This window comes from Symplocastrum torsivum, from assembly GCF_059505465.1.
In genome coordinates this window covers 148,779-170,555 of the sequence record NZ_JCACKQ010000120.1, presented here as the reverse complement: position 1 = coordinate 170,555, position 21,777 = coordinate 148,779, and the positions used below count along the sequence as shown (strand labels likewise).

Below are 21,777 nucleotides of genomic sequence, written 5' to 3'. Positions count from 1 at the left end.
CGTCTCTATTGTTACTGTTTTAGTAAAATCGCCAATCATGGTTCAATCCATTCTTTACGTTAACCCAGCGACTGGTAAGGATTCCGGCGCTGGCTCCTCTACAGTCCCGTTGAAAACCCTAACGAGGGCACTCGCCTTAGCGAAAGCAGGAACCACAATTCAACTAGCCTCTGGAACGTATAGTGCAACTGGGGGAGAAGTCTTTCCCTTAGTTGTCCCGGCTGGGGTAATGGTGCTGGGAGATGAACCCAGTAAGGGGAAGGGAATTTTGATATCGGGGAGTGGAACCTATCTTAGTGCCAGTTTTGGTAATCAAAATGTCACAATGCGGTTGGATTCTAACGCCCAATTGCGAGGCGTAACGGTGACGAATCCAGTAGAAAAAGGGACAGCCGTTTGGCTAGAATCCACGTCACCGACAATCGCGAACAACACCTTTACCCGCAGTCGCCGCGAGGGAATTTTTGTCACGGGTACCAGCAAACCGCTAATTCTGGATAATGTCTTTAGCGAAAATGCCTCTAGTGGGATTTTCTTGGTACGCAACGCCAAGGGAGAAGTGCGGCGCAATCTTTGCCAGAAAACGGGTTACGGTATTGCGCTTAGTGACTCGGCGGCACCTCTAATATCAGATAACACACTAGTTAGTAACAACGCAGGGATTTTTCTCTCCCGTGAGGCACGACCTGTACTGCGCCGCAATCTAATTGAGAAAAATACGGCTAGCGGTTTAGTGGTTACAGGGAGTGCTAGACCTGATTTGGGAAGTTCTCAAGACCCAGCAGGCAACATCATCAGGGATAACGGTCAGGTTGATTTACAAAATGACACATCGTTGACGTTGGTTTCAGTGGGAAATCAACTCAATCCAGCACGAGTTTCTGGGTCGGTTGTGCTGGGTGTGGCACAAGTACCAACTCCTGTAACAGGCCCATCTCAGTTTAGTGACCTTGCGACTCATTGGGCAACAGGCTTTATTCAGGGATTGGTGACGCGGGGACTAATTCGTGGCTTTCCTGATGGCAGCTTTAGGCCAGAAGCTAGCATTACCAGGGCAGAGTATGCGGCAATAATTGCGAAAACGTTTGACTTGCCTCGAAAGGAGGGAACGGGTACAGGTATGTTTGCCGATGTTCCTACTGCTTTTTGGGCAGCAACAGCAATCAGCCAAGCCGCCGCGATGGGTTTTATTTCCGGATTTCCCGATAAAACGTTTCGCCCTCAGCAAAATCTGACGCGGGTGCAAGCGATAGTATCGCTGGTTAGTGGTTTGGGGTTAACGGGGGGGAATCCTAACTTGTTACAGTTCTATAGCGATCGCGCTCAAATTCCCAGCTACGCCACAGAGGCACTTTCTACAGCAACGCAACGACGACTGGTGGTGAATTTTCCTCAAACCAATCAGTTGGAACCAATGCTTAGTATTACCCGTGCTGAAGTTGCAGCGTTGATTTATCAAGCGTTGGTCGCAACAGGACGCGCAGACGTTATTGCTTCACCCTACATTGTTAGCCCTGACCCCACTAGTCCCTCGTTTACTGATATTGAAAACCACTGGGCAACTGATTTTATCCGTCGTCTGGCTAACCTAAACCTCGTTACTGGCTTTGTTGATGGCAGCTTCAAGCCCGATGCACCCCTAAATCGGGCGCAATATGCCGCCATGATCGTGAAGATTTTTAACCCCAACCCCATACGCCCTGCGGCTCAATTTAGTGATGTTCCAGCGAATTTCTGGGCATCAACAGTGATTACCAGTGCCTATCGAGGTGGCTTCCTGTCTGGATTCCCCGACCAAACGTTCCACCCTCAGCAGAATTTACGGCGACTGGAGCTAATTACTTCTTTAGCAACTGGGCTTTCTCTACCTACTGCTGATGCGAAGGTCTTGGAATTTTACGAAGATCGCGATACGATTCCGGCTTATGCTAAATCGGCGATCGCTGCTGCCAGTGCTGCCGGAATAGTTGTTAACTACCCGAAACTATCACTCCTGCAACCCAAGCAGGAAGCGACACGCGCTGAGGCAGTGGCTTTTGTGTATCAAGCTTTAGCAAGAAGCGGACGTGTTAGCGTGATTAACTCACCCTATATTGTTTCGATACCAACAAGTTGAGGTTTGTTATAGCAGTAGCCACGAATGTTAGAACATTAACGGGAGCTTGTGTTCCTTAGAAGTGAGCCTATTTAACCCAAAGCTGACCGCTGAAAGCTGACTGCTGATTGCTGATTGCTATAAGTAGGTCGGCAGCAAAAAGGAGTTCTACAGATGGCTTATAGCAATTTTACTCTGGCTAAAGTCAAGGAAGATTTTGGTTTAACGGTGGATGAAACGCAAGATTTGTTTGCTGGCATTGAAGCAGTTAAGCCATCGGAAATTTTAACTGTTACTTTACAGGAGTATATTTCTTTAGCAACTGCAATAGGTACGGAAAAGGCACGTTCTGAGTTTTTAATTGCGCCAATTTTAACTGAGGTCAGACGGCAATTAAATTATCAAATTAGCTTGTTCTCTGGCACGGATTTTAATGTAGATATTGAGAAGGGGCTTATAGGATACTGTGATTTTATGCTTAGTGCATCTAGGGAGCAGTTTTTTATTAGTGCGCCTGTTATTACTATTGTTGAAGCGAAAAATGAAAATATTATCGGAGGGTTGGGGCAATGTGTAGCAGAAATGGTGGCGGCTCAGATTTTTAATCAACGGAAAGAAATTGATCTTCCCGTGATTTATGGTGCTGTAACTAGTGGTACGGCTTGGCGTTTTTTGACGCTTAATGAAAACACCGTCTGTATTGATTTAGTAGAATATTATATCAATCAAGTTGAGATAATATTGGCAATTATTTTGAAGCCTATTCAATCCTATTTGTCAAACCTAAATTAGGTAAGAATATTCATCTTATGAGAAGGTATTAATACTAAGTTATATATCCACTTAACCCACAATTGACAGCAACATCGGTAGCAACAGGAATCACGACTTTGCTAGTAGACTTAGCCATAAGTGTCCAACTATACTTCAGAAAATTAGATGTAGCGTCTTACCTCAGTTCTAAATCTTTGCCTCACGCGAATCATGATAAGAAAACTCCAGGAGTGGGTATACAAGAACTATTCATCCCCAATCCAAAAGCCAAAAACCAAAAGCCAAACTTGAGATGAGGGAATCAGCCGTAGACCCAGCCATTGCCTATGCCGTTGCGTTGCTCAGTCACTATAAGTTTGAGCTAAGGGGTTATACTGCCCAAGAATTAGTGAATCTGTGGCTGAGAAATTATCAGGCAAGCTGGGTGCGTCTGGGTGTGATTGAGGCGCTGTATCAGGGACGCTACAAAGCGGTTTCAGTTGAACAAATCTTAGCAGTTTGGGGACGGCGGGGACAGCCAATCTGTCGCTTTACCCATGAGTTTGAGCGGCTGATTTCTCGCAAGCTTCCCCAAAGCTTGACCGCGCGATTCAACTCAGCAACCACTGACCTGAGTCAGGAATTTAGTCTACCACCTGTGACTTCCAGTTCTCAGGACATGATTGATGAGAGCGCGATGCTGGAGCCAACTGTTGAGAACCTAGCACCCATAGAAGAACAGGATACTCCACCTACTGACACAATTACTCCTCAAGAGGAGATGGAGATACCTGACCTGTTGGATGATCAATCAGAGGAACTGACTACCATGGGTTTCAACCCGGCATACGATGCCGATTGGTCGCGCTGTGAACCACTCAAACAACCAATTCACCAATTTACGCCTCCACCTGATGCTTCAGGCTTTTTCCTCAAGCTTAAGGCAGTTGTTCAGCAGCAAGAAGAAGCCCCGGCTAAGGTTAGCACACCACTGGTTGATGAACCTGAGTCAGAGCTATCTCAGCCGGATTCTGAGAAAAATTGAGAGAAATGCGATCGCCTTTTTCAGCAGACTGTATACAGTGCTACAAAGCTACTCCAAAACTCACTACACCTAACCAACAAACCCAGCTAGATAAGCAATTTATTAGTAGGAATTGTTTGCTCAGCCTACTTAGTCCAAAGGAAAGATTTAAGTTACACACAAAGATCGCTAGATATAGAGTTAACGAATTCAGAAACCAGTTTGCTGGTTGGTCTTACCCTTGACTATTTACGGAAACCTTAAAGGATTAAAATCGAGCCACATCAAGCAACTAGAGCATCTGTACGAGCAGCGGCAACCAGGCGATCGCCTAACGACTCCTGAATTTGCTCAAGCGCTAGCAGCAATCAGCACGCAAATCCATCACCCTGTGTGCAGCTACATCAATCGACGCGGACAGGTAATCCGAGTTGCGGTAGGTACGCCGAGTCAGACTCAAATTCCTCCCCAAGAACTGCCTCGCCAGAGCGCTCAACGCTTGAGTGGGATTCGTTGCGTTGCGACTCAACTCAAAGGAGATACACCAGATGCAGCGGCACTGACAGCAATGGCACGGCAGCGATTAGACGCTTTAGTGGTATTAATTCCAGCGGGTAACGGAGGTGAACAACGAGGCGGCACACCCAGTGGTTCTGTTAAGGAAGCTTATCTCGCTCATCTTGTACCCGATTTAGAAACGCCTTGGATCGTTTCGTCTCCCTTGAGTCTGGATGAGCTAAGTGAGAAGGACTTTGACGACTTAGTTGATGAATTGGAGAGCGAGTTTCAAGAATCCGGCTTTGAAACATCACAATTCCAGGAGAGTGAGTCTGATGGCGATCGCGTTCTCTTGGTTGGCTTGATGACTGAGGATCTATCTCCCCAAAGGTTTCAAGATAGTCTCGAAGAACTTGCTCGGTTAGTTGAGAGTGCAGGAGGAGAAGTCGTAGAAATTGTGCAACAAAAGCGATCGCGTCCTCATCCTCAGACAGTCGTTGGTCAGGGAAAGGTTGAAGAAATTGCCCTCCGCGCTCATAAGCATGGAGCCAATCTCATTGTCTTTGACCGAGACATCTCAGCCTCTCAAGTTCGCAACCTAGAAGCCGAGATTGGTATTCCTGTAGTAGACCGGACTGAAGTAATACTAGATATCTTCGCTCAACGCGCTCAATCCCAAGCCGGTAAATTGCAAGTGGAATTGGCGCAATTGGAATATATGCTGCCTCGGTTGAGAGGTCGGGGTCAAGGAATGTCCAGACTAGGAGGCGGAATTGGCACCAGAGGTCCTGGTGAAACCAGACTAGAAACTGAGCGGCGAACCCTTCAGCGGCGAATCGCTCAACTCCAGCAGGAAGTCAACCAATTACAAGCGCATCGTTCCCGCTTACGGCAACAGCGACAACAGCAAGCAGTCCCCTCGATTGCTGTTGTGGGTTACACCAATGCTGGTAAATCCACCCTACTGAATGTGTTAACTCATGCCGAGGTCTATACAGCCGATCAATTGTTTGCGACCCTCGACCCAACAACACGAAAGCTGGTCATTACAGACCCTGAAACCCAAGAGCGGAGAACGATTCTTCTTACAGATACCGTAGGGTTTATTCACGAACTCCCGCCTCCGCTAATGGATGCGTTCCGAGCCACACTAGAGGAAGTGATAGAGGCGGATGCCTTGCTACATGTTGTCGATCTTTCTCATCCAGCTTGGGAAAGTCACATCCGATCAGTAATGGAGGTGTTAGACGAAATGCCTACTATTCCGGGGAAAGCTTTGATTGCCTTTAACAAAGTGGATCAGGTCAATAGTGAAACCCTAGCTTTAGCTAAGCAAGAGTATCCCGAATCTGTATTTATTTCAGCGACTCAACGCTTAGGTTTAGATACTTTACGACAGCGATTGGTGCAATTGATTGACGAAGGGGTTTCACCTCCAACACTTGTAGAAAGATAGAAGGCAGGGCTAGGCATGGTATCCATTGAGGATAGAAACGTTATAAACCCCTCGTTGATTCGCTGAACGAGGAGCATTTCATCAGTCCTTTATACTGAACACAACCAAAGTTTTGTTCTAAGGGTTCAGTGGCAACGTCCGATGGATAACTATAAGACGAGCAGCAACCAACTTCAGACGACACCCTCAATCGACCCAGCACTAGATCAAGCGATCGCATTTTTAACCACCCCATCGGCAAAACTACCTGCGCCTGAGGCTGTGGTTGAAGCACTGATTCAGGCAGAGAAGACGGCTAAACAGAGCCGAGTGCGCCATACCTACCCGCAGTTGCTAGGTACTTGGCGATTGGGATTTATTACGGGGACAAAGCGATCACGTAAAAGAGCAGGGGTTATCCTAGGAGCCGGACGGTTTCTGCCTTCTTGGGTCAAGATTCATCTGTCCTACTTGCAAACAGAGTCCAATCAAGAGCAAGGAACGGTTCAAAATTCCGTTGCATTTGGATTATTACAGTTGGTTCTCACAGGGCCGACGCAATTCTGGTCGAAGACGAATATGCTAGCTTTCGACTTCACTCGGATGCGGGTGTCATTGTCCGGATTGAAGTTGTATGACGGCTATATTCGCAAGGGTCAAGATCGGGAAGCCCGATTCTATGAGCAAGGCGTGAAAGAGCAGGCATTTTTCACTTACTTTTTAGTAGAGAACCAAAGTATTGCGGCTAGAGGTCGGGGCGGTGGGTTGGCGCTTTGGACAAGAGTCAGTGATAGTTAATTTCGTTACTAGCTCAGACTAGAAAAGAGTAATTCCCAGTCAATCACCGATGGTCTTGCTCCTTGGTTCACCAGCTCAAACACTTTTCCTGGCGTAGCTGGGTTGCCGAGGCATTCTACACAAGCTGCTGCTACATCAACCCGGCTAGTGTCACCAGATAGAGTATCGCCTGTTCCCACGACCACATCCAACTTCCCTCCTGTTTTTGCCTTCAACAACGTGTTTAAGTCGTAGGACGTGTAGGGACCATCAATCAGCCGTCCTGGGCGAATAATCGTGTAGGGTAAGCCGGAACGAATAATTGCTTCCTCACCTTTCTGTTTGGCATCAAGTACACCAAAGGCATTGAGAAGACTGAATGGTGGTTTATCTTTCCGTAAAATGCCGCAGGAAGATACAAAAACAAACCGCTTCAAATCTTTGGGTGCCGCAGCTACCAGGTTGCTGACGCCTTGAGCATCGACTTGCTCAGGACTATTCCTCGCCTTTTCCAAACGGTACTGTGAGTCGAGATAGATCTTGCTCCAGCCGATGAGACTTCCGAGTCCAGTCAGTTCGTCAGCGTTGTCAAAATCCCATTTTGCGGAAGGAAAGGCTGTGGTTCCCGTAGCACAAATAATCTGGGTAACGTTCTGCACAGCAGGAGGGAGAGTTGCGGGTTGGCGGATGTCGCCAATGGCAATCTCTACCTGGTTATCAAACATTGCTTGGGCTTTCTCGGCACTACGAGTGAGAACACGCACCAGATAACCTTTCTCTAATAGCTTTGCCACCGTCAGTTGCCCAACGCCTCCTGTAGCACCTGTGACTAGCACCCGCTCATTTGCTCTTGCTTCTTGTGCAGTCATGACACTTTCTCCTCAATGGGTACTGCCTCTCAAAAAGCAGCGTACACTAATGCGATCGCACTTGACTGATCTCTTGATTCTGAAATAGAGGCTATCAGCCCTCAATCCCAGTGCCCATTTCATCTGGGCATCATGCCGAATAAGCTGCCTATCATAGAGAAGACTCTCTTGAGATGGATATAACTTCACTCTCGCATGATTGCCCTTAGCGAGTTTCAGCGCTATCTACAAAAAATCTGCCGCCGCTATGAGAAGTGGTGGGCTGTGGATGCTTTGACTGAAATGATCGCGGATCGACAGGCAACCTTCTCATTTGAGCAGATGGTGCAAACTGAGGAGAAGAAGCCAGGGGAGAAGCCGCAGATAGTCTCACTGCCAATACTCAAAGGAATCCAGAATTACATCGAATCTGAGCATATTTTGCTGGTAGGTTCGCCAGGTGTCGGCAAATCAACCGCCCTTTTGCGTTGTTTGGTTAGTTTTGCAAAAGAAGAGCTTGGGAAAGCAGAACCTCGAATTCCAGTGCTGGTTCCGTTGAAAAGGTACAACGTCCGTTTTTCTAGCTCTGAAGATCCTTCAGGGATGTTGACTCTGATTAGAGATGCCCTTAAGCCACAACTACGACTGAAAATTCCAGAAGTTGAAGAACTATTGTTTCAGAAACGGCTGATTCTGCTTTTGGATGGCTTGAACGAGATGCCAGCAGACACAGTTCGTACACAACTGAAAGCATTTCGTGAGGAGTGCGATGAAATACCACTCATCTGCACAACGCGAGAGTTAGGCAGCGGCGATTTGGGCATCAAAAGAAGGCTGGAAGTTCAACCACCTAGCCCTCCAGAAATCAATCGCTTTTTGCAAGAATGTATGCCCGGTCAAGCGCAACAGGTGTTGCAATTGTTGAGCCGAGATAATCGAGAGTTAAGCCGCACGCCCTTTGTTTTGTGGATGCTGTATCACTTGTTTCAGGAGGCAGACGCTGTTGTAGAGACTTTGGGAGAGGCATTCCGTCAATTTTTCCCGTCTTTCAAAAAATATAAGGAAGACGCACCCGTTACAGATGAGCGTCGCAAAGCTTGGAATCCTTGGTTGAAACATCTGGCGTTCACAATGCTGAACTCTCCGGAGGCAACCGCAACTGGCTTGGTAATCTCTGACGACCGAGCAGAAAAAGTGCTTGCTGAAAAGTTTGGCGATCTTCATGGTGCTTCATCCCGGATTGAAGAGTTACTCAAGTATCACCTTTTGGAAAGAGTCTCTGATAGGGAAGTTAGTTTTCACCATCAACTAATTCAGGAATACTATGCGGCGGAATACTTGCTGCAATATTTACCTGAACTTCTGAGGGATGACGAAGGTGAGACGAAACTGAAGTGTCATTATCTCAACTACTTGAAGTGGACAGAGCCGATCGCCATTATGCTTGGGCTGCCAGAAATAACTGAAAATCTGGCACAACAGCTAATAGATCTGGCGCTAAAAGTAGATTCGTATTTGGGTGCAAGGTTGGCAGGGCAGGTCAAACCAGTATGCCAGCCACAAACCATTGAACTCATTACTAGCTTAAACCCACCTCCCTTACTTAAAGGAGAGCTTCTAGGTATCACTCGTTCTGAATATGCGATCGCCACACTACTCGATCTTCTACTTCTAAAAGATCAAGCACCTAATGTTCGTGAGAAGGCAGCAGAAGCTTTGGGGGAAATCGGCAATGAAACGGCAGTTCCAGCACTCCTGAAAGCCTTAGACGATGATCCAGTTTTCACTGTTCGCTGGGCTACAGTTACTGCACTAGGAAAAATTGGCAGCGAAACTGTAGTTCCTGGACTAAAGAAAGCCTTGGATGATACAGCTTATTTTGTCCGTTTAGCAGCAGTTTCCGCATTAGGAGCAATAGGTAGCAAAGCAGCGATTTCAGCACTATTGAAAGCCCTAGAACAACAGAAAGATTGGGATGTTTATCTAAGGGCAGCTTATGAATTGGAAAAATTAGGACATACAAATGGGATTCCAGCACTTTCAAATGCTCTGGAAAACTCTGAATTTACTATTTGTGGTAAAGCAATCTCTGCCTTGGAACTGTTAAATAGTGAGAGAGCTGTCTGGGCTTTATTTGAAGCTATAGAAAAACATCCAAAATCTTCTGTTCGTCAAAAGGCTATTGAAGCGTTAGGCAGAATTGGTAATGATGCGGCTATTCCCATACTACTAAAAGCTCTAAATAGAAATACTGTTGAAGTCAAAGAGAGCGTAATTAAGGCTTTAGGGCAGATTGGTAGCGATGCAGTAACTAAAGCAATGTTCGATATTCTAACAACAGATGATAATTGTTATATTCGCAGAAGCGTAATAGAAATTTTAGGACAACTAGGTAATAAGTCAGCAATTCCAATCTTGTTAGATATTTTAGAGAAGGATGAAGATTCTACGGTTCGTGGTAGTGTTGCTCTTGCACTAGGGAAAATCGGAGATGAAGTAGCAGTTTCAAATCTGGTAGAAGCTCTAGCGGACACAGACAGACACGTTCGTTTGAATGCAACTAGAGCGCTAGGTCAGATCCATAGTGAAGCAGCGATTCCAGACTTAATCCAAACTTTGAAAAATGATGGAGACTTTTCTGTTCGCTTAAGTGCTACTGAAGAATTGGGGCAAATTGGTGGCGAAGCAGCGATTCCAGAGTTAGAGCGAACTTTAGAGCATTCAAATTTGAGTATTCGTGGGAGTGCTGCTAGAGCGTTAGGACTAATCGGCAATGCAAAAGCGGTTCCAGCCCTGATCAAGGCTTTAGAAAGCTCAGATTGTAAAAAACTGGAATGTTTGGACTGTTATGGTTCATTAGAAATTGCCATCGCTCTATCACGATTAGGTAGTGAAGTAGGAACGTCAGCGCTCATCAAGACCCTAGATGATCCATTTCCTTCAAGTATGTTTTTTATATGGGATCAACTAGAGGTTGAGGCAGCAATTCCAGTATTGATGAAAGCTTTAGAACATCAAGATAGGCATATTTATTCTGGCGCAGCTTCTGCATTAAATAGAATTCAGCGAAAATCAGAGATATTCAGTGCAACCTTAATACCACTGCTTTGTAGAAGCCTAATCAATCAAGATTCGTTTGTTTGTATTCAGGCAATTTCTGTACTGGAGAAGGTTGATAGTAGGGAAGTAGCATCAAAACTGTTACCGATTCTTGGACATGAGAACCAGAACATTGAGGTACGTTTTCATGCAGCTCGTGTACTAGCCCGATTAGGCAGAGAAGAAGCGATCTCCGTTTTGGTAAAGGCATTGGAGGAAGCAGACCCTCTTTCTAAAAATGGTGCAGCATATGACTTAGCAGCATTAGGAACTGAGACCGCAATTTCAGGGCTATTGAGTCCGTTGGAGAATGAAAGCTTCAAAGAGCGAGCCATAATTGTTGAGGCATTAGAGAAGATTGGAAATTCTAAGGCACTACCTAAACTTTTCCAACTACAAGTCAAATTTCCAAATGATAATATTGCCGCTGCGATCACTGCTATCCAATCACGCTGCCTGTTCTACAACTACGACATCGCCCAGTTGCCGCCTCCTCAGAGAACGGAAGACGGAAAGAGGAGGGCAGAAGATTTTTTACACGATAAACTAGACACCCTTACCCAGGAGATCAAAAAAGTGTCAGAAGTACCCAAGCGCATCATTAATACTAAAAACTACTTTGAAAAAGGCACTCATACTCACACCCACAATTATGCAAACAATGAAGCTCTGAAACAACAAATTCCCGAACTTCGCCAATTGGTGAATCAACTTCAGCAAACCTACCAACCAATCACCGAAGTCGAAGCTGCTGAAATCATTAATGTCGAATTTCGCGAAATCCAACAGACGAATCCGAGTCGATGGCAAACAATCCGGAAACAACTACAACTTTTAAAGCGCCAACTCCTCAACCCCGAAAGTCATCTTAAAGCCACCAAAGCCACCCTTGCTGAAGTCGCTAAACATTACCTCGAAGACAGCCTCATGGCTAAAGCCGCTATTACCTATCTCGACAGCTTGAGTGCTGAAACTGACCAAGGAGAATAATTTATGCAAATCATGATCGAACTCCCCGATGAGATCGCCAATCAACTGCAACTGCAACCTGCCAACATCTCCCGCCGAATTTTGGAACTCATTGCGGCTGATAACTATCGTCAAGGACGCATTGGAGCCGCCCAAGTCCGCCGAATGCTCAACTTCTCATCTCGTTGGGAAACCTATGAATTCCTCAAGCGTGAAAAAGCCTACTTACCCTATACTGAAGACGACTTGGAGCAAGATGCACAAGCAATTCGCAATGTTTTAGCCAAGGAATGATTATTGTCTCCAATACCTCCCCAATCAACTACCTAATCCTGATTGGTCACATCAACCTTTTACCCGAACTGTTCGGTGCAATCATTATTCCCCAGGCAGTCTACAGCGAACTTTCCGATACATCTGCCCCCTCACCTGTCCAAACTTGGATTGCAACACCACCCGATTGGCTCAAAATTCAGCCTGTCAGTCAACCTTCAGATGCAATTCTCGATCTACTCGATCCTGGAGAACGTGCAGCCATCCTTCTAGCCCAAGAACTCAATGCAGATTTACTCTTGCTAGATGATATGAAGGCACGGCGCACTGCGACAAAAAGAGGGCTTGCCATCACGGGCATCCTCGGAATTCTAGATCAAGCAGCGACTATGAAACTTATCGATCTACCTGCTGCTGTCCAAAATCTTCAAAGTACATCCTTCTGGGCATCTGACAGTTTGTTTCAAAAGTTGTTGGATAAGCACCTCTAAACATTCTTATGGCATCCACATCGCCTGTTGTGCGCCCCCTGTTTTAAACGAACACCTCAGCTCAACCTGCAATCAAGACATTTCTCAACCAAAATTACTTACAACTCAGACAAGCGATACGTCGTTGGAAAGAGGTAAACAAATGGCTGCCTCCCTAGGATTGTAGGGGTTGAAAGCCCACAGTCCAAACTTGTCTGGTAGCCAAACAGAAGCAAGCTTGGGCAAGCAAGTGTGGAGCAGTTACGTAGGAGTTTAGATGGTAATGAACAGTTCGTTGACTCGACCCCTAGCTGTCGTGACGGGTGCCTCTAACGGCATTGGTTACGAACTCGCCAAACAGTTCGCCCAAAACGGCTTCGATCTTTTAATAACAGCTACCGGATCGAGCATTAACGAAGCGGCTCGATCCTGCGAGGGGCTAGGTGCCAAGGTTGAGACAGTACAAGCTGATCTTGCCACCTATGACGGTGTCGAAACGCTCTACAACCAGATTAAAGCATCTGGACGACCCGTGGATGCGATCGCAATTAACGCAGGGGTCGGGGTCGGTGGTGATTTTGCCCGCGAAACTGATCTGAAGGACGAGCTTAATCTCATCAATCTGAACGTCGTGTCATCTGTACATCTCGCCAAGCGAGTCGTGAAGGACATGGTTCAACACGGTAAGGGTCGAATTCTCTTCACTTCGTCCATCGCCGCCATCATGCCTGGGCCGTTTGAGGCAGTCTATGCAGCTTCCAAGGCGTTTGTACACTCTTTCGCAGAGGGACTACGCAACGAATTGAAAGACACAGGTGTAACCGTTACCGCGCTCATGCCAGGACCAACTGATACCAACTTCTTCCACCGTGCAGGTATGGACGACACCAATGTGGGTGCGAACAAGAAGGATGACCCGGCTGAAGTTGCCAAGCAGGGTTTTGAGGCACTGATGGCAGGCAAAGACCACATCATCGCAGGTTCGCTCATGACGAAGATTCAAGGCAACGTGAGCAAAGTTTTGCCTGATACGGTCACTGCTGAAGCGCACCGCCAACTCAGTGAGCCAGGTTCTGCGAACAAGTAATTTGCGCCTAGAGAACGACTCAATAGGCTCAGTTAGATACTCATTTTCAAATCGAAACTGACTACCGCTTAAGGTATTCAGGACTCAGATGGAGCCAAGATACAATCCCCAACTTCAACGAAGCGAAGCCATCAGGCGAAGCGGAGTAAGTTGGGGTAGTTGAAGCACAAAAACGTTGGCTATTAAAATAACGGTAATGAAATGGCTAATGTGAGGGTTGCTTGTGGATGACAACGTTTTGATGCTTCCTGATCACTGGCAGGATTGGGTAACTGTGTTGGGCTATTTAGCCTTTGCTGTTTTCATTGCATGGCGTGTGTTAGCTCCCAGGTAAATACTGCAATGTCCCAATTGAAAGAAAAACTTCCTGATGGACCTCAATCCCCCCAGTGGTTGCAGAAGATTCAGTGGACTACCAATCCTCTGAGTTACATGGATGCTGCTGGGCAACGGTATGGTGACATCTTCAACGCACCCGTAATTGGTAACCATCCCTGCCTGTTATTCGTAAGCCACCCCCAGGCACTTCAGCAGATTTTTTCCAGCAATCAATTTACAGCTCCTCCCAATCGGCTTTTGCAACCCCTCGTAGGAGACCATTCAGTGTTTGTGCTGGAAGGCGATCGCCATCGGAAGGAACGGAAACTTCTAATGCCACCGTTCCATGGTGAGGGGATGCTCTCCAACGGACAGCTCATTTGCGAACTTACCGAGAAGGTGATGCAGCCGTTGTCCCCTGGACAAGTCTTTACTGCCCGTACCCTGATGCAGGAAATCTCCCTGGAGGTAATCCTGAATGTTGTCTTTGGTCTTCACGAAGGAGAACGTTTTCATCAACTGAAAAAGTCCATTGTTGCTCTAACCAATGGATTTAAGTCTCCCTATACATCAGGCTTACTCTTCTTTCCATCTCTCCAGAAGGATTTAGGGGCTTGGAGTCCTTGGGGTTCCTTTCTCCGGAAGCAGCAGCAAATCAATCGGCTCCTTCTGGCTGAAATTCGTGAGCGTCGTCAACAGCATGACTCTTCTCGTTCAGACATACTCTCTTTACTCCTAGAGGCGCGGGATGAGGATGGGGAGTCGATGACAGATGAACAATTGCGGGACGAGTTGATGACGCTGTTGTTGGCGGGACACGAAACTACAGCAACAGCGATCGCTTGGGCACTGTATTGGGTATACCAATTACCCAACGTTCATAGCCAACTGCTCCAAGAGTTGAATTCCTTAGGCGAGGCTCCTTCTGTGATGGAGATTGTCCGTCTACCTTATCTGACTGCGGTTTGCAATGAAGCCTTGCGGATTTACCCGGTTGCTATGCTAACAGTGCCGAGGGCGGTGAAAGAACCTGTCGAACTGATGGGCTATCAGCTACAACCAGGTACAAGACTCTATGGCTGCATTTACCTGACCCATCATCGCCAGGACTTATACCCAGAACCGGAAAAGTTTAAACCAGAGCGGTTTTTACAACGCCAGTTCTCTCCCTATGAGTTCTTGCCGTTCGGGGGTGGGATACGTCGATGTATTGGTGAAGCCTTGGCACTATTTGAGATGAAGTTAGTCCTAGCGACGATTGTGTCGCGCTATGAACTGACCTTAGCCCAGCAGGAGCCAGAACGTCCCCAACGGCGTGGGGTAACTTTGGCTCCAGGTACGGGTGTGAGGCTGATTATGCAAAGTCGGCGTTAATTTCCCAATCCCCCTAAACAAGCTGCTCCGGTAGAGTAACTTTAGAAGCTCGCAGTTGTCCACAAGCAGCATCTTTTTCTAGTCCGCGAGAACGCCGCACGCTGACAGCAATCTTGTGCTTTTCCAAAGCATCAACGAAGGCTTGAATCCGACGAGGGCTAGGACGCTGATAATCGACTTCGCTAATCGGGTTATAAGGAATTAGATTAACGTGACTCTGAAATCCACGCAGATGTCTGGCTAATTCAATGGCGTGTTCCGGTAGGTCATTCAGTCCAGCAAGGACAATGTATTCAAAGGTTACTCGACGACCCGTTAGTTGTACATATTCCCGGCACTCTTCTAATAACGCCTCTAGAGGATAGCGACGGGCACTAGGGATGAGTTTTTCTCGCAGTGCTTGATTTGAAGCGTGGAGGCTGACAGCTAAGGTAACTTGAAGTTTGTGTTCAGCGAGTTGGCGGATACGATTAGGTATGCCAACGGTTGAGATTGTAAGCGATCGCACGCCAATCCCAACATCCTGATTCAGGGATTTCACTGCCCCCAAAACAGCATCCAGATTCAGTAAGGGTTCTCCCATACCCATGAACACCACATTGCTGACACGCTCTTGAAAGTCTTCCTGAACCGTCAAAACCTGATCGACAATCTCATGACGGGCAAGGTTGCGTGTAAATCCCCCTTTACCAGTAGCACAGAAGTCACAAGCCATTGGACAACCAACTTGGGAAGAGACACAAACCGTCAGCCGATTGCCAGTAGGAATGCCAACTGTTTCAATAATTTGACCATCTGCCAACCGTAAGAGGTACTTCACTGTACCATCCGGTGCCTCGGAGCGATGGTGTAGTTGAGAGCGACCAATTGGAATATCGCTTAGGGCTTCACGCCACTGCTTGGGAAATACGGTAATTTCAGAAAGCGATCGCGCTCCTTTCTGATAAATCCATCCATGTAGCTGACGCCCTCGATACGCGGGTTGCCCTTGTTCCTGCACCCACTGCGTTAACTCAGTTTCAGAAGCGCCTAAAAGGGGAGGAACAGCGGTTGCTAAAGGCGACTGTGATTCAAGCGGCTGAGCCACACTTGGCGGATTCTGACTTTTGCTGCTGCGGTGTGCTTGAACTGGAGAAATAGAAGGCGTAGCGGACATATATAGATTAAAAATTTACCTTAGATCTCTATCCTAGAACTTCACAGCAAGGCTGATGGAATTTCTAACGTTTCACACCTGAGTAATCACCGAACTCACAGAGGTTGATTTTCCCCTATCACTCTAGTTGGGTACTTCGATATTATTAAGAAAGATTACACTCACTAATATTTGCCCATGGATCGTTCCAACATCGAGCAACTCTCTACTCAGCTTGAAAGCCCTAACTCACGCGATCGCATGGTGGCGCTTGCCTCACTGCGCGATGTGTCAGCGGTTGAGGCAGTACCTTTGATTAAAAAAGTCTTAGACGACAAAAATTTACAAATCCGCTCAATGGCAGTCTTTGCTCTGGGGGTTAAGGGAACCGAAGAGTGTTATCCAATTCTGGTGAAATTACTCGAAACTGACCCAGATTATGGGATTCGTGCTGATGCAGCAGGTGCTTTGGGCTATTTAGGTGACGGTAGAGCGTTTGAACCTCTGGTTCGGGCTTTCTATGAAGACACAGAATGGTTAGTACGTTTCAGTGCAGCAGTATCATTAGGCAATATTAAAGACCCTCGCGCTCGTGAAGTTCTTACCCAAGCTTTGAATAGCAATGAAGTCGTTCTGCAACAAGCAGCAATCGCAGCTTTGGGTGAAATTAAAGCGATAGAATCTGTTGATGATATCCTACGCTTCGCTCAGTCAGACGATTGGCTAATCCGTCAACGCTTAGCCGAAGCACTTGGTCAGCTCAAGAGCAGTAAAAGCATTTCGGCATTAAAATTTTTGGAAAAAGACAACCATCGCCAAGTTTCCGAATCGGCATCCATTTCGCTAAAGCGTTTGGAAGAAGCCTCGAACCAGGCATAAAGCGATCGCATCTTGGGAGCAGTGTCCTTCAAGGATAAAGCGATCGCTTAAGATCTAAACAGTAAACTCACAAAGCCTTAGTACCCTTCTACCCCTTCATCTACGTTCATGGATATTAAAGAGTTTTTCGAGCAGAGTGCTGGCAAATGGTTTTCCCAACGTAGCAGCCATCATCTTGCCTTTAAGCAAGCGGAAAATGGTAAGTCGAACATCACGATTGAAATGCTCTCTGCCGATACTCCAGAGGTTATTAAACTTTGTCAACAGTACAACATTGACCCACAACTTGCTCTGTGTGGGGCGAGAGTTGCCTGGGACGGCACGATGGAATGGGATGAAGACAAAGAACAGCACAAGGGTTCCACGGTACTTGTACCTGTTCCCGACGCTGACAAGCCTAACGAAGGTCAGCTATTACGAGAAATGGGTTACGCAGAGAAAGCGCCCGTTGCAGGTCGCTACATTATGGGTGATGATGGAGCACTGACACTAATTACAGACTACGAAACGATGTATTCTGAGGAACGCCTTTGGTTTGCCAGCCCTAACTTGCGCCTCCGCACCAGCATCCTCAAGCGGTTTGGCGGGTTTAGCATGGCATCTCTCTCCTCAGAAATTCGCCTAGGTGTCACTCAAGCACCGAAAAAAGCTGAAGATGCTGCCAGTGTTTAAGAGAACTCAGCCTCAAGAAAAGTAGTAGGGTGCGTTGTAACGCACCCGACGACGACAAATACTCTACAACTCAAAACAGCTTAAACCGCCACAGGTTAGGCGTATTGACGGGTTCAGGTAGACCTTTTTGATATACTCCTCAACCATGCGGTGAGTGTTGAAATAAGGAGGGATGGTTTTACATTGAAGGCTTCATCATCCCAAATGAAAACGCTATATAGCCTATAAAGGATGCTAAATCCTTCTATATCCTATGATTTAACGACGAGCATAGAGTCCAGGAGCGTAAGCCTCAACTACCTTACCTGTGCGAGAGCAGTTAATCATTAAGTAGTCACAGGTTGGGCACTGCGTCTGAGTTATTTCAGTTTTGACGCAATAATGTCTTTCTGCATAGCTACCACAATTAGGGCAGCGAACTTCTTGTGTTACGCGCATTTTACAACCTTTTATTTCGTGAGTTAAAAAAGACGAAATCCCAAAAAACTTACACTTTGTAGTAAAAGCTCTAGCTGCTCTAAATTAATAAACTGCCTGTTTGATACAGACAAAAATGGAAAAATGAATCGCCCTTATTTATTTTTAAGTATGTCAGTGTTTTTACTTATTGACAAGACAACTTAGTAAGATTGTTGGCTAATCAAATGTAGCAACTAAGATATATATCAACGCTCCCCACTAGTGAAACTAGGGTTTTCTGCTGATCTACACCGCTATTGCTCTAAAACACTAACCCAGGCTACCAACCAAAGCCGTTGGCGAGAAAATCACTTTTGCTAGAAAAATAGACACTCATTGTGCCAATTTTTAAAGCTTGTTCTTCTATTTTTAATGTTTGCTTAAACTTTAAGCTCTGTCGTTAGTTAGATTGACGGATGAGAATGTCCCCAACATGGAAAGCTGTACAAGAGGATGTTGAGTTAAGAAGGCTTGTAAGTTCAGCTACAGAATAAAGCAACATCAGCCTGAAGAGTGACTATCCGCCAAGCCTGCTGAGGTGATAGTCGCTTGGCAGTTGTTGTGTCATGCTAACCTAGCGCCTAGGCAACGTATTAAAGATTCAGCGATACGTGAAGAAAAGCGATCGCCCTTGATTCTAAGCCACGTAGAAGAGGCAATGCATCCACCTCTACTTTGTTAGTTAATGGTTAGCTAGGCGATGAGTAGAAAAACTGTTGGGATGATTACTGGATACTCAGGCTTGACACAAAGCGATTGGCTATGGCAACAAACGCCACATCCTTTTGGAGTTTGGGGCAATATACAAATGCTGGCAAACGCTCCTAAGCCTGATTTTTTACTGATGTATCAGTTTAATTTTTATGAAAAGCTGCCTAGGAAGAAATCATGGTTGACTCGTTTACAAAAGCCAAAACCCGATCAGGTTCGGCTAGTAGACGTTCACTCTAAGTTACGAGGGGTACCTCAAGAACGAACTATTTATCTGTTAAGAGAACCACCTTTAGAAGAGATTGTTGGCAAGAACAAAGCCAACTACGAGGAAGCCAAAAAGTATTGTAGCTATATTTCTGGTCCGGATGACTTTGCTCCTACGCCAAATTATATGCCTGCAATTTGGTATCATGCTAACTCATTTCGAGAATTGAGTGAAATGAATCCTCCTCAGAAAGAGAAGGCTTTAAGTTGGATTACATCAGGGGTTAACCGCACGGCTAATCATCGTCAACGGTTAGATTTTTTAAAACAACTGCAATTGAGTGAAATCCCATTTGATTTGTATGGTCGAAAATTGCCAAATTGGGCAACTACATCTGGAGAACTGAGTAATAAATGGTATGCGATGGCACCTTATTATTACAATTTAGCGATCGAAAACTATGCTGAGAATAGTTGGTATGTGAGCGAGAAGCTATGGGATTCACTACTTGCTTGGTGTTTGCCAATTTATTATGGTGGCAGTGCCGCTGATCAGTTACTACCTCCCGGTAGCTTTCTGTGCTTGCCAAGCTTGGATGAAAAGGGCATATCTTATATAAAGGAGGTAACAGCTACACCGGATGCTTGGCACGAAGCCAAATCTGCGATCGCAGAAGCTAGGGAAATTATCCTCCACAAACTTAACCTCCTCAATTGGCTATCTGATTTTGTTGATAAATTCTCTTAAAATATGGACGGAATTTGTACCTTAGCCAATGACAAAGTTTACAATCAACTCGTTGCTTTGCTCAATAGTATTGAGGCAATTTTAGGGACAGAAATCCCTGTCTGTGTCTATCCCTACGATGACAACACAACACAAATTGCTGCTGAAATTTCCCATCGTCCCAACGTGCATCTTTACAACGATGACGATTCGATACAGCGCTGGGATGAATTTGCTCAACGTGTCTGGGATACTCACCCGACTGCCCGCCAACGTTGGAGTCAGATAAGCAATGCACCGTATTACCGTTTCGGCACTCACCGACGCTACTGTGCCTTTGATGGTATCTTTGATCTCTTTCTCTACATGGATGCTGATACCTTACTTCTAGGGCAAGTTGCACCTCTATTTATGCAGTTGGAGGAAGGCGACTGTGTAGTCTATGACTTTCAGTATACTGACCCCACTCATGTCTATAATTGTTCCTCAGCTAAGCTTACAGAATTATTTCCGATTGAACGTCTGCAAGCAGAAATTTTTTGCTCAGGCTTCTATGCTTCTAAGAAAGGGTTATTTGATGAAGAAAGAAAGAATTGGCTAATCTCAAAGCTTAAAGAAGGAGAAGCCGAGGTTCTTTATCCAATGGCACCTGACCAAACTCTCCTCAATTACATGATGATGAGAGCTAACCTCTCTATTTATAACTTTGCCTTGCATTTACCAGCGGATGAAAAAACTGGCTGCTGTGTTACATCACTCCACTTTCAAGAACAAAATCGTACTCTATACGACAAAGGAAAGCAACTAACGTACCTTCATTACATCGGAATAAAATCCCAGTTATTCAATAGAGTTTGTGCTGGAGAAAATATTGATTTTCCTTACCGTGACCTTTTTTTATATTATCGCTATCTGCATGAACCAGAGAAGCGCCCTAAGTTTACAACTAAACCTGTATCGTACAAGCAAACTCCTACTCTGCTTACAAAAGCATTAGGAAAACTAGGATTCACCCGTTGAGGATTTTTGGATGAGCCGTGGTATCTATATTACTGCTAATGACCGGGTGATCGAACAAGCGATCGCATTACTCAATAGCATTCGGTTACATGATTCTGATATTCCTGTAGTGCTGATTCCTTATGATGACAAGTATCAAGCGATCGCAAAAATCTTACAAGAGCGCTATGGGGTACAGCTTTATCCAGATTTACAATTTATAGACCGCCTCTCTAATCAGCTACACCAAATTTTTGGGGAGAACTTTTTCGCTAGGCCTAATCAGTTTAGGAAACAAGCTTGCTGGTTTGGCGTTTTTGATAAATTCATTTATATCGATACTGATATCGTTGTTTTTGAGAAGCTAAGCAATAGCCTGAACTATCTAAATGACTATGATTTCATCTGCTGCGATTATCAACACGCAGGTGGAATAAAGAATGTTTTCACATCTCCAGTCATTGAAGACGATGTTTTTAGTAGCTATGAAATTCAAGATATTTTTAATGGAGGATTTTGGGGTTCCAAGAAAAATCTAATCTCTGAGAAAACTCTATACGATACCTTTACCGAGTGTGCGGCTTATCCTGAATACTTTGACTTCTCTCAAAAAACTTCAGACCAGCCAATTATTAATTACATGGTTTTAAAGCACATACCACGCCGATTTAACATTGTTCGTAGACCTGGTGGGGCGCCAGGAAGTTGGGCAGGCAGCAAACATTTCCGAATTCAAGGGAATCAACTCATTGACCCAAACGTTAATCAACCTTTGCAATATCTACATTGGGCAGGCATTCGCATTGAACCCGGTTGTCCTTATTGGGATATCTGGAAATATTACCGCTATTTGAATGAACCCTTACCAAATGATGATTCGTTTCAACAAACTCCTAAAAGTTTCTGGGATTCGCTTGTGGATAAAGTAAAAAGACTTTGATCATACGAATTGAGACAAGCTTAGCAGC

Annotated in this window: 17 protein-coding genes; 15 read left to right on the top strand and 2 right to left on the bottom strand. The window is 45.6% G+C overall.

What is annotated here, in order from left to right:
• Positions 1 to 37: 37 nt before the first annotated feature.
• The 5 genes from AC5JL3_RS29400 (at position 38) to AC5JL3_RS29380 (ending at position 6,603) form a co-directional block, all read left to right on the top strand.
• Entirely contained in the window at positions 38 to 2,116 is a 2,079-nt protein-coding gene (locus tag AC5JL3_RS29400) for an S-layer homology domain-containing protein (RefSeq protein ID WP_496077818.1), read from the top strand.
• A gap of 153 nt (positions 2,117 to 2,269) precedes the next feature.
• Positions 2,270 to 2,887, top strand: coding sequence for a hypothetical protein (locus AC5JL3_RS29395; protein WP_496077817.1), 618 nt, complete (start codon positions 2,270 to 2,272; stop codon positions 2,885 to 2,887).
• 274 nt (positions 2,888 to 3,161) lie between these two features.
• Positions 3,162 to 3,893 (top strand): hypothetical protein, encoded by a 732-nt coding sequence (locus AC5JL3_RS29390; RefSeq protein WP_496077816.1) that lies wholly within the window; start codon positions 3,162 to 3,164, stop codon positions 3,891 to 3,893.
• Positions 3,894 to 4,113: 220 nt separating this feature from the next.
• On the top strand, positions 4,114 to 5,826 hold the full coding sequence (gene hflX, locus AC5JL3_RS29385) for a GTPase HflX (protein ID WP_496077815.1): 1,713 nt from the start codon (positions 4,114 to 4,116) through the stop codon (positions 5,824 to 5,826).
• Between the two features lie 141 nt (positions 5,827 to 5,967).
• Complete coding sequence (locus tag AC5JL3_RS29380; protein ID WP_496077814.1) at positions 5,968 to 6,603, top strand: hypothetical protein; 636 nt, start codon at positions 5,968 to 5,970, stop codon at positions 6,601 to 6,603.
• Positions 6,604 to 6,611: 8 nt separating this feature from the next.
• Here AC5JL3_RS29380 and AC5JL3_RS29375 read toward each other — a convergent pair whose 3' ends face one another.
• Positions 6,612 to 7,451, bottom strand: a complete 840-nt coding sequence (locus tag AC5JL3_RS29375; RefSeq protein WP_496077813.1) for an SDR family oxidoreductase — start codon at positions 7,449 to 7,451, stop codon at positions 6,612 to 6,614.
• 195 nt (positions 7,452 to 7,646) lie between these two features.
• On the opposite strand from AC5JL3_RS29375, the gene AC5JL3_RS29370 reads away from it, so the two are divergent.
• The 5 genes from AC5JL3_RS29370 (at position 7,647) to AC5JL3_RS29350 (ending at position 15,020) form a co-directional block, all read left to right on the top strand.
• A complete protein-coding gene (locus tag AC5JL3_RS29370; RefSeq protein ID WP_496077812.1) occupies positions 7,647 to 11,519 on the top strand; it encodes a HEAT repeat domain-containing protein in 3,873 nt (1,290 codons plus the stop codon).
• A gap of 3 nt (positions 11,520 to 11,522) precedes the next feature.
• A complete protein-coding gene (locus tag AC5JL3_RS29365) occupies positions 11,523 to 11,792 on the top strand; it encodes a UPF0175 family protein (protein WP_496077811.1) in 270 nt (89 codons plus the stop codon).
• Positions 11,789 to 12,262 carry a PIN domain-containing protein gene (locus AC5JL3_RS29360; protein ID WP_496077810.1) on the top strand — a complete coding sequence of 158 codons (474 nt, stop codon included), beginning with the start codon at positions 11,789 to 11,791 and terminating at the stop codon, positions 12,260 to 12,262. The genes AC5JL3_RS29365 and AC5JL3_RS29360 overlap by 4 nt, the downstream gene beginning before the upstream one ends.
• Positions 12,263 to 12,524: 262 nt before the next feature.
• Positions 12,525 to 13,328: an SDR family NAD(P)-dependent oxidoreductase gene (locus tag AC5JL3_RS29355; protein WP_496077809.1), complete on the top strand. Its 804-nt coding sequence runs from the start codon at positions 12,525 to 12,527 to the stop codon at positions 13,326 to 13,328.
• A 342-nt stretch (positions 13,329 to 13,670) separates the two neighbouring features.
• Complete coding sequence (locus AC5JL3_RS29350) at positions 13,671 to 15,020, top strand: cytochrome P450 (protein WP_496077808.1); 1,350 nt, start codon at positions 13,671 to 13,673, stop codon at positions 15,018 to 15,020.
• A 13-nt stretch (positions 15,021 to 15,033) separates the two neighbouring features.
• Here AC5JL3_RS29350 and rlmN read toward each other — a convergent pair whose 3' ends face one another.
• On the bottom strand, positions 15,034 to 16,176 hold the full coding sequence (rlmN, locus tag AC5JL3_RS29345; RefSeq protein ID WP_496077807.1) for a dual-specificity RNA methyltransferase RlmN: 1,143 nt from the start codon (positions 16,174 to 16,176) through the stop codon (positions 15,034 to 15,036).
• A gap of 177 nt (positions 16,177 to 16,353) precedes the next feature.
• Here rlmN and AC5JL3_RS29340 point away from each other — a divergent pair, with 177 nt between their 5' ends.
• The 5 genes from AC5JL3_RS29340 to AC5JL3_RS29320 all read left to right on the top strand — a co-directional run bounded on the left by AC5JL3_RS29340 (position 16,354) and on the right by AC5JL3_RS29320 (position 21,749).
• Positions 16,354 to 17,034 carry a HEAT repeat domain-containing protein gene (locus AC5JL3_RS29340; protein WP_496077806.1) on the top strand — a complete coding sequence of 227 codons (681 nt, stop codon included), beginning with the start codon at positions 16,354 to 16,356 and terminating at the stop codon, positions 17,032 to 17,034.
• A gap of 108 nt (positions 17,035 to 17,142) precedes the next feature.
• Positions 17,143 to 17,706, top strand: coding sequence for a phycobiliprotein lyase (locus tag AC5JL3_RS29335; RefSeq protein ID WP_496077805.1), 564 nt, complete (start codon positions 17,143 to 17,145; stop codon positions 17,704 to 17,706).
• 1,159 nt (positions 17,707 to 18,865) lie between these two features.
• Positions 18,866 to 19,831: a glycosyltransferase family 10 domain-containing protein gene (locus AC5JL3_RS29330; protein ID WP_496077804.1), complete on the top strand. Its 966-nt coding sequence runs from the start codon at positions 18,866 to 18,868 to the stop codon at positions 19,829 to 19,831.
• 3 nt (positions 19,832 to 19,834) lie between these two features.
• On the top strand, positions 19,835 to 20,830 hold the full coding sequence (locus AC5JL3_RS29325) for an Npun_R2821/Npun_R2822 family protein (RefSeq protein ID WP_496077803.1): 996 nt from the start codon (positions 19,835 to 19,837) through the stop codon (positions 20,828 to 20,830).
• Between the two features lie 10 nt (positions 20,831 to 20,840).
• Positions 20,841 to 21,749: an Npun_R2821/Npun_R2822 family protein gene (locus AC5JL3_RS29320; RefSeq protein WP_496077802.1), complete on the top strand. Its 909-nt coding sequence runs from the start codon at positions 20,841 to 20,843 to the stop codon at positions 21,747 to 21,749.
• Positions 21,750 to 21,777: the final 28 nt, after the last annotated feature.

Coding starts and splice junctions, on each gene's coding strand:
- AC5JL3_RS29360 (WP_496077810.1), top strand. CDS start 11,789: ATGATTATTGTCTCCAATACCTCCCCAATCAACTACCTAATCCTGATT.
- AC5JL3_RS29355 (WP_496077809.1), top strand. CDS start 12,525: ATGAACAGTTCGTTGACTCGACCCCTAGCTGTCGTGACGGGTGCCTCT.
- AC5JL3_RS29390 (WP_496077816.1), top strand. CDS start 3,162: ATGAGGGAATCAGCCGTAGACCCAGCCATTGCCTATGCCGTTGCGTTG.
- AC5JL3_RS29365 (WP_496077811.1), top strand. CDS start 11,523: ATGCAAATCATGATCGAACTCCCCGATGAGATCGCCAATCAACTGCAA.
- AC5JL3_RS29320 (WP_496077802.1), top strand. CDS start 20,841: ATGAGCCGTGGTATCTATATTACTGCTAATGACCGGGTGATCGAACAA.
- AC5JL3_RS29325 (WP_496077803.1), top strand. CDS start 19,835: ATGGACGGAATTTGTACCTTAGCCAATGACAAAGTTTACAATCAACTC.
- AC5JL3_RS29340 (WP_496077806.1), top strand. CDS start 16,354: ATGGATCGTTCCAACATCGAGCAACTCTCTACTCAGCTTGAAAGCCCT.
- AC5JL3_RS29370 (WP_496077812.1), top strand. CDS start 7,647: ATGATTGCCCTTAGCGAGTTTCAGCGCTATCTACAAAAAATCTGCCGC.
- AC5JL3_RS29400 (WP_496077818.1), top strand. CDS start 38: ATGGTTCAATCCATTCTTTACGTTAACCCAGCGACTGGTAAGGATTCC.
- AC5JL3_RS29335 (WP_496077805.1), top strand. CDS start 17,143: ATGGATATTAAAGAGTTTTTCGAGCAGAGTGCTGGCAAATGGTTTTCC.
- AC5JL3_RS29375 (WP_496077813.1), bottom strand. CDS start 7,451: ATGACTGCACAAGAAGCAAGAGCAAATGAGCGGGTGCTAGTCACAGGT.
- AC5JL3_RS29380 (WP_496077814.1), top strand. CDS start 5,968: ATGGATAACTATAAGACGAGCAGCAACCAACTTCAGACGACACCCTCA.
- rlmN (WP_496077807.1), bottom strand. CDS start 16,176: ATGTCCGCTACGCCTTCTATTTCTCCAGTTCAAGCACACCGCAGCAGC.
- AC5JL3_RS29395 (WP_496077817.1), top strand. CDS start 2,270: ATGGCTTATAGCAATTTTACTCTGGCTAAAGTCAAGGAAGATTTTGGT.
- AC5JL3_RS29330 (WP_496077804.1), top strand. CDS start 18,866: ATGAGTAGAAAAACTGTTGGGATGATTACTGGATACTCAGGCTTGACA.
- AC5JL3_RS29350 (WP_496077808.1), top strand. CDS start 13,671: ATGTCCCAATTGAAAGAAAAACTTCCTGATGGACCTCAATCCCCCCAG.